This is a genomic window from Bradyrhizobium acaciae (genome assembly GCF_020889785.1).
Classification (GTDB): domain Bacteria; phylum Pseudomonadota; class Alphaproteobacteria; order Rhizobiales; family Xanthobacteraceae; genus Bradyrhizobium; species Bradyrhizobium acaciae.
The window spans coordinates 1-10,995 of record NZ_JACMYK010000201.1; the positions used below are offsets into that span (position 1 = coordinate 1).

A 10,995-nucleotide genomic window follows, 5' to 3' on the forward strand; every position below is an offset into this window, starting at 1 on the left:
GCCTGCTTTCGCAGGGACGACAGCGCAATTTGCCACTATCCCACGCCAACGCCGGGCAGCCTTGCGCCCCGGATTGCTTGGCAAGCCAAACCCTGTTTGCCATAACAGCATGAAACAACATGTTGCGCGTGCGGGACCGTTCGGAATCCGCCTGCAGCCAAAGAGCCGGGAGGATGCCATGGCCAATATCCGAGTTCTCGCCACCGACCTCGAGTTTCCCGAAGGTCCCGTCGTGATGCCCGACGGCTCGGTCGTGCTGGTCGAAATCCGCGGCCAGCGGCTGACCCGGGTCTATCCCGACGGGCGCAAGGAGATCGTCGCCAAGGTGCCGGGCGGTCCGAACGGCGCCGCGCTCGGCCCCGACGGCAAGATCTACATCTGCAACAATGGCGGCTTCTCCTGGATCCCGACCAAGAACATGATCATGCCGGGTCCGCAGCCGGAGGATTATCTCGGCGGCTCGATCCAGCGTGTCGATCTGCAATCCGGCAAGGTCGAGACCGTGGTGACGAAGTGCGGCGAGCATGAGCTGCGCGGGCCGAACGATCTGGTGTTCGACAGACAGGGCGGCCTGTGGTTCTCCGATCTCGGCAAGCGCCGCGCCCGCGACATGGATGTCGGCGCGTTCTATTACCTGAAACCCGGCATGAGCGAGATCGTCGAGGCCGTGCACGGCATCCTGCCGGCCAACGGCATCGGTCTCTCGCCGGACGAGAAGACCGTCTACATCGCGGAGACGCCGACTGCCCGGTTGTGGGCCTATGAGGTGTCCGAGCCCGGCACCATCAAGCCGCGCGACGTGATCTATCGCGGCGAGCGCGGCAAGCCGATCGCGGGCCTCGGCGGCTACCAGATGTTCGACTCGCTCGCGGTCGAAGCCAACGGAAATGTCTGCGTCGCCACCCTGATCTCGGGCTGCATCTCGGTGATCGCGCCCGACGGCACGGTCGTCGAGCAGGTGCCGACCGGCGACCGCGTCACCACCAACATCGCCTTCGGCGGCCCCGATCTGAAGACCGCCTACATCACGCTGTCCGGCAGGGGCGAGTTGATCGCGATGGACTGGTCGCGGCCCGGATTGCCGCTGAATTTTCTGAACAAGTGACGTAAGAACGTCATTGCGCGGTCGGCGCGAAGCGCCGCCGGATGACAGGCTCCGCGACGCAATCCATGCGACCGCGAACGCGGAGAGAATGGATTGCTTCGTCGCTTCGCTCCTCGCAATGACGGAAAGGATACAAAATGCCCTGGCTTGAACCGGTCACCCTTCGCGGCGCGCATGCGCGGCTCGAGCCGCTGTCCCACGATCACCGCGACGGTCTGGTCGACGCGGTGAAAGACGGCGGTCTGTCGAACCTCTGGTACACCGCGATCCCGCAGCCCGAGAACATGGCCAAGGAGATCGACCGCAGGCTCGGCTTGCAGAAGACCGGATCGATGTTGCCGTTCACCGTGTTCGATGCCGATGGCCGGATCTCGGGCATGACGACCTACATGAATGTCGACACGCCGAACCGCCGCGTCGAGATCGGTTCGACCTGGTACGCCAAGCGTGTGCAGCGCAGCGCGGTCAATACGCAGTGTAAACTGCTGCTGCTGCAACATGCCTTCGAGAAGCTCGATTGCATCGCGGTCGAGTTCCGCACGCATTTCTTCAATCACCAGAGCCGGCGCGGCATCGAGCGTTTGGGTGCCAAGCAGGACGGCATCCTGCGCAGCCATCAGATCGCGCCCAACGGCACGTTGCGCGATACCGTGGTTTACAGCATCATCGCCAGCGAATGGCCGACGGTGAAGGCGCATCTCAACTATCAACTCAACGAAAAGCCGCGCTGACATTTTTGTCGGCGCCAGAAGCGAGACGATGGAAACGTTCGATTATGTGATCATCGGCGCAGGCTCCGCCGGGAGCGTGCTGACCAACCGGCTGAGTGAAGATGCGGGCACGCGGGTCTGCGTGCTCGAGGCGGGGCCGAGCGACTGGCATCCCTACATCCATCTGCCGGCCGGCTTCATCAAGACCTTCCACATGAAGAGCGTGAACTGGGCCTACCAGCAGGAGGTCGGGCCCTACACAGGCGGCCGCAGCATCTACGCGCCGCGCGGCAAGACGCTCGGCGGCTCGTCCTCGATCAACGGCCACATCTACAACCGCGGCCAGCGCCAGGATTTCGACACCTGGGCGCAACTCGGCAATCGCGGCTGGGGCTATCCCGACGTGCTGCCCTATTTCCGGCGCATGGAGAAGCGGATCGGCGAGGGCGACGACACTTATCGTGGCCGCGACGGCAATCTCACCGTCACCACGATGGACTGGCAGGATCCGCTCTGCGAGGCCTTCATGGCGGGCGCGGTCAGCCTCGGCATTCCGCGCAACCCTGATTACAACGGCCAGATCCAGGAGGGCGTGTCCTACTGCCAGCGCACCATCCTGAACGGACGTCGCGTCAGCGCCGCGACCGCGTTCCTGCATCCCGCGCGTCGCCGTCCGAATGTCGATGTGCGCACCCATGCCCACGTCACCGGCATCATCTTCGAGGGCAAGCGCGCGGTCGGCGTGCGCTATAACCGCGGCGGCAAGCACGGCGATCCCCTGGAGATCCGCGCCACCAAGGAAGTCATCCTCTCCGGCGGCGCCTACAACTCGCCGCAGCTGTTGCAGCTCTCCGGCGTCGGCTCGCCGGATCTGTTGCAGGCGCACGGCATCGAGGTGCGTCACGCGCTGCCGGGTGTCGGCGAAGGCCTGCAGGACCACTACGCGCCGCGCTCGGTTGCTCGGGTCAAGAACATCCGGACCATCAACGAAATGCGCCGCGGCCTCAGCCTGTGGGGCGAGGCGATCAAATGGGCGACGACGCGGCGCGGCCTGCTGTCGCTGTCGCCGACCATGGTCTACTGCTTCTGGCATTCCGGCGAGACCACCGAGAGCTCCGATCTGCAGCTCACCTTCACGCCGGCGAGCTACAAGGAAGGCGTGCAGGGCCAGCTCGAGGACGAGCCCGGCATGACGGTCGCCTCATGGCAGCAGCGGCCGGAGAGCCGCGGCTATGTCCGCATCCGATCCGCCGATCCGTTTGCGCCGCCGATCATCCAGACCAATTATCTGGCCGAGGAGATCGACCGCCGTGTCGTCGTCGCCGGCATGAAGCTGGCGCGGCGCTTGCTCGCCTCCGAGCCGCTCGCTCCGTATTACGCCTATGAGGATTTTCCAGGTCCGAAGGTCACGAGCGATGACGAGCTGCTCGCTGCCGCGACCCAGCGTGGCACCACCACCTTCCATCCCGGCTGCACCTGCCGGATGGGCCCGGCGGATGCGCCATGGGCGGTGGTCGACGACCAGCTTCGGGTCCATGGCATCGAGGGCCTGCGCGTGATCGACGCCTCGATCATGCCGCGGATGATCTCGGCCAACCTCAACGCCTCGACCCTGATGATCGCCGACAAGGCCTCCGACATGATCCGCGGCAAGACGCCCGAGGCGGCCGCGAAGCTGCCGGAGTATGCGTGAGGAGTTGGTGGGTACGACGCTGACCGTTCAGCGTCGTCCCGGCGAAGGCCGGGACCCATAACCACCGATGGTTATTGTTGCGTGCAAGTGGAATGACGGGTCCCGTCGACAACATCCGCCCCGGAGTATGGGTCCCGGCTTTCGCCGGGACGACAGCGGAAAGTGTGCGACCGTCAGCAGCTCAGGATAACTGGAAATCTGAGCAGCTCAGCCGTAGACGAACGCCTTGTCCTCGAGGTCGATCGCCGGGAATTCGTCCTTCTCGGCCCAGTAGTCCTGGTTGTGCTGCCACTCCGGCTTGTCGCCGCGCTTCGGCAACAGGTGCATGCCGCGCATCATGTAGCCGGGGTTGAAGTTCTCCGGATCGATCCACGGCAGCAGCGGCATGTTGTGGTCTTCGGGGCGCAGCGCCGGCGTCACCTTCTTGGCGCCGGTTGCCTTCATGTGGTTGAGCAGGCGGCAGACGAAGTCGCCGACCAGATCGACGCGCAAGGTCCAGCTGGCGCGGAAATAGCCGAACACCCAGACGAGGTTCGGCACGCCGGTGAACATCATGCCGCGATAGGTCACGGTGTCCTTGAAGTCGAGCGGCTTGCCGTCGATCTCGAAGTCGATGCCGCCATTGGCGGAGAGGTGGAAGCCCGTCGCGGTGATGATGATGTCGGCCTCGAGCTCCTTGCCGGACTTGAGCAGGATGCCCGTCTCGGTGAAGCGGTCGATCTCGTCGGTGACGACCGATGCCTTGCCGCCCTTGATGGCCTGGAACAGGTCGGCATCCGGAACGAAGGCGATGCGCTGCCGCCACGGCCGGTAGCTCGGCGTGAAATGCGTGGCGATATCGTAGTCCTTGCCGAGAACGGCCTCGACCGCGGCCAGCAGATCCTTCTTGGCGCCCTCCGGGTCTGCGAAGGTCCGCTTGGTGAAGGCGTCCTGCTCGAACAGGATCTTGCGGCGGGTGATTTCGTGGATCCAGTGCTCGTCGACCTGCAGCCTGCGCAGCTCCTCGGCGATCTCGATCGCGTTGCGGCCGGTGCGGAAATAGGTCGGCGACCGCTGCAGCATGGTGACATGGCCGGCGTCCTTGGCCATCGCCGGGATCAGGGTCGCGGCGGTGGCGCCGGAGCCGATCACGACCACGCGCTTGCCCTTGTAGTCGAGGTCGTCCGGCCAGAGCTGCGGATGGATGATCGTGCCCTTGAACTTCGCCATGTCGGTCCATTCCGGCGTGTAGCCGACGTCGTGGCGGTAGTAGCCCTGGCACATCCAGAAGAAGTTGGTGGTGAAGCGCAGCCGTTCACCGGTGTCGATACGCGTTGCATCGATGGTCCAGAGATTGGTCTCGTTCGACCACTTCGCCGCGGTGATGGTGTGGCGGTAGCGGATGTGGCGGGCGAGGTCGTTCTCGTCGATCACCTCGCCCATGTACTTCAAAATCTCGGCAGCGCTCGCGATCGGCGCGCTGGTCCACGGCTTGAAGCGATAGCCGAAGGTGTGCAGGTCGCTGTCGGAGCGGATGCCGGGATAGCGATGGGTCGACCAGGTGCCGCCGAAGGTCTTCTGCGTCTCCAGCACTACGAAGCTGGTGCCCGGTGATTGCGTGGTGAGGTGATAGGCGGCACCGACGCCGGAGATGCCGGCGCCTGCGATCAGGACGTCGAAGTGCTCTGTGGTGACGGGCTCATCGGCGCGGATTTGGGTCTGGACGTTCATCTTCCCTGGTCTTCTTGTTTGTTGGATTGCTTGTTGAGCTACAGAAGCAAAACGCCGGGGCCATCGCCCCGGCGTCTGCCGATATCGGAACTAGACTTCGCGGCGGCTGAGGAAGGCCAGCCGCTCGAACAGATGCACGTCCTGCTCGTTCTTGAGCAGCGCGCCGTGCAGCGGCGGGATCAGCTTGCGCGGATCACGTTCGCGCAACATCTCGGGCGTGATGTCTTCGTTCAGCAGCAGCTTGAGCCAGTCGAGCAGCTCCGAGGTCGAGGGCTTCTTCTTCAGGCCCGGCACCTCGCGGACCTCGAAGAAGATCCGCAGCGCCTCTTCCACCAGCCGCTTCTTGATGTTCGGGAAGTGCACGTCGACGATCTGGCTCATCGTGTCGGCGTCGGGGAACTTGATGTAGTGGAAGAAGCAGCGGCGCAGGAAGGCGTCCGGCAGTTCCTTCTCGTTGTTCGACGTGATCATCACGATCGGGCGCAGCTTCGCCTTGATGGTCTCTCCGGTCTCGTAGACATGGAACTCCATGCGGTCGAGCTCGAGCAGCAGGTCGTTGGGGAACTCGATGTCGGCCTTGTCGATCTCGTCGATCAGGAGCACGGGGCGCTTCTCGTGGGTGAAGGCCTCCCACAGCTTGCCGCGCTTGATGTAGTTCTTGATGTCGGACACGCGCGCGTCGCCGAGCTGGCTGTCGCGCAGGCGCGAGACGGCATCATATTCGTAGAGGCCCTGCTGCGCCTTGGTGGTCGACTTGATGTGCCAGGTCAAAAGCGGTGCGTCGATCGCCCTCGCGACTTCCTCGGCCAGCACGGTCTTGCCGGTGCCGGGCTCGCCCTTCACCAGCAGCGGGCGCTCCAGCACGATGGCGGCATTGACGGCGACCTTGAGGTCATCGGTGGCGACGTAGTCCTTGGTACCCGTGAATTTCATCTATCTGTTTGCCTTGCTTCGTTCGTCGGCCGCATGGGTCTCACCTTGGGCCTCGACATGAAACGACCGCTCTCGCAGCGGCCGTCGGAAATGCAAATTGTTCGATCAGGCTCGCCTGATCAGCGACAGGATCACAAGCACGACGACGGCGCCGATGGTCGCATTGACGATGTCACGGATCGCGCTGCCGCCGAGGCTGATGCCGAGTTGCGGCAACAGCCAGCTCGCTACCAGCGCGCCGATGATGCCGACGACGATGTTGCCGATCAGCCCGAAGCCCGCGCCACGCACGATCTGCCCAGCGAGCCAGCCGGCAATCGCACCGATCACCAGTGCTGCAATGATGCCCATTCAAACGTCCTGCCCCAAACATCCTGCCCAATGTCTTGTCAGGCGCAATTGTAATTGAAAACACCGGGCGGTCTAGGGCGGATTCCGCAGCGCAGCGGTGCCCTGAACGGCGCGGTACGCATGGAATGTCGACCGTCATGTTTCCGCCGCGCGGAATGATCGCCGCACGGATACGGGGCCCGGCGTCGTGGGTGGACCCCGCAAGGCAGGGCGCACGGGGCCAAATCAAGGCGGATCGCCGGTCTCGGCATGGCTCGGCCCCTTGACGGCACCGGCCCCGCGGGCGATCTAGATGGTCATGTTCCTGCAGTTCTTCACATCGCTGCGCGACGCCCAGGTCCCCGTGACACTACGGGAATATCTGACCTTGATGGAAGCGCTCGACGCCGATCTCGCCGAACAGTCGGTCGAGAACTTCTATTATTTGTCGCGCGCTGCCCTGGTAAAGGATGAGCGCAATCTCGACAAGTTCGACCGCGTGTTCGGCACCGTGTTCAAGGGGCTCGAGAGCCTGCTCGACGCCATGGGCAAGGCGGAGATTCCCGAGGAGTGGCTGAAGAAGCTCGCCGAGAAATATCTCACCGAGGAAGAGAAGAAGCAGATCGAGGCCATGGGCTGGGACAAGCTCATGGAGACCTTGAAGAAGCGGCTCGAGGAACAGAAGGGCCGCCACCAGGGCGGCAGCAAGTGGATCGGCACCGCCGGCACCTCGCCCTTCGGCGCCCACGGCTACAATCCCGAAGGCGTGCGCATCGGGCAGGAGAAGAACCGCAACAACCGCGCCGTGAAGGTGTGGGACAAGCGCGAGTTCAAGGATCTCGACGGCAATGTCGAGCTCGGCATCCGCAACATCAAGGTCGCGCTGCGGCGGCTGCGCAAGTTCGCGCGCACCGGCGCGCCCGACGAGCTCGACCTCGACACCACGATCAAGGAGACCGCCAACCACGGCTATCTCGACGTGCACATGCGCCCCGAGCGGCGCAACGCGGTCAAGGTGCTGGTGTTCTTCGATATCGGCGGCTCGATGGATTCGCATATCGAGCAGGTCGAGGAACTGTTCTCGGCCGCCAAGAGCGAATTCAAGCACATGGAATATTTCTACTTCCACAACTGCCTCTATGAAGGCGTCTGGAAGCAGAACAAGCGGCGCTTCACCGATCGCACGCCGACCTGGGATGTGCTGCACAAGTATCCGCACGACTACAAGGTGGTGTTCGTCGGCGACGCCTCGATGTCGCCCTACGAGATCATGGTTCCCGGCGGCTCGGTCGAACATGTCAACGAAGAGGCCGGCTCGGTCTGGATCGACCGTATCACCCGAACCTATCCGCACGCGGTGTGGCTCAATCCGGTGGCGCAGAAGCACTGGGACTATTCGGAATCGACCACCATCATCCGCCGCCTGTTCTCCGAGCGCATGTATCCGATCACGATCGAGGGGCTGGAGAACGCGATGAGGGAGCTGGTGCGGTAGACCGCGCCCGTCATTCCGGACGGTCCGCAGGACCGATCCGGAATTTCGAGCTGATGAAATTCGACCGAGATTCTCAGGTGCGCAATTGCGCACCATAATTCGATGCTGTCGCATCGCACCGGAATGACGATCAAGAAAAGCCAGGGAGAGCCCCATGCCCCAGAACATCCACCGCGGCATCAAGGTGATGATCGACGAGGCCAATGCCGAGATCGAGACCATCAGCGCGGCCGATGCGATCACGATGATCGGCAAGAACGACGTCGTCATCGTCGACATCCGCGATCCCCGCGAGATCGAGCGCGACGGCAAGATCCCGGGCTCGTTCTCCTGCACCCGCGGCATGCTCGAGTTCTGGATCGATCCGAATAGCCCCTATGCCAAGCCGATCTTCCAGGAAGACAAGAAGTTCATCTTCCATTGCGCCGGCGGCCTGCGCTCGGCGCTCGCCGCCAAGACGGCGAAGGACATGGGCTTGAAGCCGGTCGCGCATATGGGCGGAGGCTTCGCCGCCTGGCGCGAGGCCGGTGGTCCGATCGAGGCCTGGGAGCCGAAGAAGAAGGGCTGAACGCCCCAAGCCCGTAAGGACATCAGATCATGACCGCAACCGACGATCCGCTCGTTTCGACCGAATGGCTGGCTGCGCATCGCGGCGATGCCAACGTCAAGGTGCTCGACGCGACCTTCAAGCTGCCGGGCGTATTGCCGCTGCCGAAGGACGATTATCTCGCCGCGCATCTGCCCGGCGCGGTGTTCTTCGACGTCGACGCAGTGTCCGATCATTCCAATCCGCTGCCGCATATGTTTCCGAGCGCCGAGCAGTTCGGCCGCGACATCGGCGGGCTCGGCATCAGCAATGCCGACACCGTCGTGATCTATGATTCCGGCGGCTGGGTCGCCGCACCGCGCGCCTGGTGGATGTTCCTGTCCTACGGCCATCGCAACGTGCGCATTCTCAACGGCGGTCTGAAGAAGTGGCGCGCCGAGGGCAGGGCGGTCGAGAGCGGCGAGGTGAAGCCTAAGCCTGCGACGTTCAAGGCGAGCTACGATCCGAAGCGCGTGCGCAGCATCGAGCAGATGATCGCCAATGTCGAAAGCCGCAAGGAGCAGGTGATCGATGCGCGCGCCGCCGAGCGCTTCGAGGGCCGTGCGCCGGAGCCGCGGCCGGGTATTCGCGCCGGTCATATCCCGGGCGCCCGCAACGTGCCCTACAACCAGCTGTTCGATGCCGCGACCGGCGAGATGAAGCCGCTCGACGATCTCCGCAAATCGTTCGCTGGGGCCGGCGTGCAGCTCGATGCGCCGATCGTGACAAGCTGTGGCTCGGGCGTGTCGGCCGGCGTGCTGACGCTTGCGCTCTACCGGATCGGCGTCACCGACACCGCGCTCTATGACGGCTCGTGGTCGGAATGGGGACAGGCGAGCGGCCCGCCGATCGCGACCGGCCCGGCCTCAGGCCTAGATTCTAAAGCATGATCCGGAAAAGTCCGAAGCGGTTTTCCGAAAAGATCATGCTCAAACAAAGAGCTAAAGCGCGATGACGATTCGACCTCATCTCATCGCGCTTTAGCGCCGCGTGACCGGCACCAGGGTGGTCTGGCCGAACGGATCGATCTGCTGCTGCATGACGTGCCGAACCGGGCGCGCGCGGACAATCCGCCGTCGCTCCTTGCGGCGCTCGGCCTTGCTGGCCGCATTGCGCTCCGGCTTCTTCGCCTCGGTGGCCTTCGGCGCCGCTGGGGCTTCGACGACAACTTCCGGTCCGCCCAGCGTCGCGATTCTGGTCGCGGCCGCGATGGCCTCGGGCGACAGCGGTGCCGGCTCCGGTGCAACCATGGCTGGCGCCGGTGCAGCCGGTGCGGGTTCGCTGGTTGTGGCGGGCGGATCGGTCACTGGGGCGACCTTGGCCTCAGCGGCGGCCGGTGCGGTTTCAGCCGCAGCCGGTGTCGGCTGCGATACCGGTGTCGGATCAGCGAGTGGGGGCTGAGCAGCCTCTGCTGATGGCGCCGGTGCGGGCGTCTCCACAACTTGGGCTTCCGGTCTCGGCAAGGCGGGTGGGGACGGGTCGTCCGACGTTACGGCGGCGAGCTTCTCCGGCTCCGCAGCGGGAGAGGCCTCGGCGGGAGCGGCCGGCTCGGTCGCAGCCGGGGTCGCGGGTACCGGAGTATCGGTCACCATCTTGTCCGCAGCGGGGTCGACGCGCACCATGGCGAGCACCGGCGCCGGCTCAGATTGCTGCGCGAACTGCGGCTCGGGCGGTGCCCGGCGAGCCGGAATGTTGGCGAATTCCTCATGCGCCGCGCGAAACAGCGCGGCGGCTCCCAGCCCAAACACCAGAAACGAGGTCGCCAGCACGACCGCAGCGAGCAGGAAACGAAGGCCGGGGAGCATGGGCGCGGGTTCCCCCTTCTACGGGAGGGTGTCGATATCGAGGGAACGCGGTGACCACACAAGAAAGCCGGGTCGCGAGCGCGAATCAGGCCGATTCCACGATATCGCAACCCCCGGAGACTGTTTGTTACAAAATGCGGGAGATTGATGACTTTGGGCATGTGGACAAACATTCCCGACCCATGAGACATCTTTGCCGCAGCGGTGCCGCCAATCACAAATGCCCGAAATGGCCCGGGTTTCGCGGATTTGTCTTGAATGCGCCGCTATCTTCCTGCATTGGGCCGTTAACAGTCCGGTGTGGCTTGGGGACTATAACAGAGCAATGATGATCAACCGCATTCTGACGATTTGCGCTGCCGCGGCTCTCGGCGTGGCAGGAACCTCGCTCGCGCATGCGCAGCAGGGTTATCCGGCTCCCCAGGGTCCCGCCTATTCGACGGCGCCCCAGCCCTACCCCCAGGGCAGCATGCCGGATTTCGACGCGCTCAATGACGATGAAGGGCCGCAGGATTCGGCTGCACTGCCGCCGCCCGGCCCGGTGACGTCGCCGAACGACCCGCGCTATGGCCGTCCGCCGGTCTATTCCGATCGCGGTGCCCCGACCGGTCCGGTGATGTCGCCGGAC

10 protein-coding genes and 1 pseudogene are annotated in these 10,995 nt (G+C 64.3%); 7 read left to right on the plus strand and 4 right to left on the minus strand.

Features of this window, described 5'->3' with window-relative positions:
- Positions 1 to 178 precede the first annotated feature (178 nt).
- The 3 genes from H8A92_RS37590 to H8A92_RS37600 all read left to right on the plus strand — a co-directional run bounded on the left by H8A92_RS37590 (position 179) and on the right by H8A92_RS37600 (position 3,508).
- Positions 179 to 1,105, plus strand: a complete 927-nt coding sequence (locus H8A92_RS37590; protein ID WP_229200299.1) for an SMP-30/gluconolactonase/LRE family protein — start codon at positions 179 to 181, stop codon at positions 1,103 to 1,105.
- 137 nt (positions 1,106 to 1,242) lie between these two features.
- On the plus strand, positions 1,243 to 1,836 hold the full coding sequence (locus H8A92_RS37595; protein ID WP_229186347.1) for a GNAT family N-acetyltransferase: 594 nt from the start codon (positions 1,243 to 1,245) through the stop codon (positions 1,834 to 1,836).
- A gap of 28 nt (positions 1,837 to 1,864) precedes the next feature.
- Complete coding sequence (locus H8A92_RS37600) at positions 1,865 to 3,508, plus strand: GMC family oxidoreductase (protein WP_229200300.1); 1,644 nt, start codon at positions 1,865 to 1,867, stop codon at positions 3,506 to 3,508.
- Positions 3,509 to 3,715: 207 nt separating this feature from the next.
- Here H8A92_RS37600 and H8A92_RS37605 read toward each other — a convergent pair whose 3' ends face one another.
- From H8A92_RS37605 to H8A92_RS37615, 3 genes are all read right to left on the minus strand, one after another.
- On the minus strand, positions 3,716 to 5,218 hold the full coding sequence (locus H8A92_RS37605) for a flavin-containing monooxygenase (protein ID WP_229200301.1): 1,503 nt from the start codon (positions 5,216 to 5,218) through the stop codon (positions 3,716 to 3,718).
- 90 nt (positions 5,219 to 5,308) lie between these two features.
- Complete coding sequence (locus H8A92_RS37610; protein ID WP_163155428.1) at positions 5,309 to 6,151, minus strand: AAA family ATPase; 843 nt, start codon at positions 6,149 to 6,151, stop codon at positions 5,309 to 5,311.
- A gap of 105 nt (positions 6,152 to 6,256) precedes the next feature.
- Positions 6,257 to 6,502, minus strand: coding sequence for a GlsB/YeaQ/YmgE family stress response membrane protein (locus tag H8A92_RS37615; RefSeq protein WP_163155426.1), 246 nt, complete (start codon positions 6,500 to 6,502; stop codon positions 6,257 to 6,259).
- Positions 6,503 to 6,800: 298 nt separating this feature from the next.
- Here H8A92_RS37615 and H8A92_RS37620 point away from each other — a divergent pair, with 298 nt between their 5' ends.
- The 3 genes from H8A92_RS37620 (at position 6,801) to sseA (ending at position 9,452) form a co-directional block, all read left to right on the plus strand.
- Positions 6,801 to 7,976, plus strand: a complete 1,176-nt coding sequence (locus H8A92_RS37620) for a vWA domain-containing protein (RefSeq protein WP_163155424.1) — start codon at positions 6,801 to 6,803, stop codon at positions 7,974 to 7,976.
- Between the two features lie 154 nt (positions 7,977 to 8,130).
- The gene (locus H8A92_RS37625; protein WP_163155422.1) at positions 8,131 to 8,544 is read left to right on the plus strand and encodes a rhodanese-like domain-containing protein; all 414 of its coding nucleotides are present in this window, start codon (positions 8,131 to 8,133) and stop codon (positions 8,542 to 8,544) included.
- Positions 8,545 to 8,573: 29 nt separating this feature from the next.
- Positions 8,574 to 9,452, plus strand: a complete 879-nt coding sequence (gene sseA / locus H8A92_RS37630) for a 3-mercaptopyruvate sulfurtransferase (protein ID WP_229200302.1) — start codon at positions 8,574 to 8,576, stop codon at positions 9,450 to 9,452.
- Between the two features lie 90 nt (positions 9,453 to 9,542).
- Here sseA and H8A92_RS37635 read toward each other — a convergent pair whose 3' ends face one another.
- Positions 9,543 to 10,367, minus strand: a complete 825-nt coding sequence (locus tag H8A92_RS37635) for a hypothetical protein (RefSeq protein ID WP_229200303.1) — start codon at positions 10,365 to 10,367, stop codon at positions 9,543 to 9,545.
- Positions 10,368 to 10,692: 325 nt separating this feature from the next.
- Here H8A92_RS37635 and H8A92_RS37640 point away from each other — a divergent pair.
- Positions 10,693 to 10,995: pseudogene (locus H8A92_RS37640) on the plus strand (L,D-transpeptidase); the annotation flags it as partial.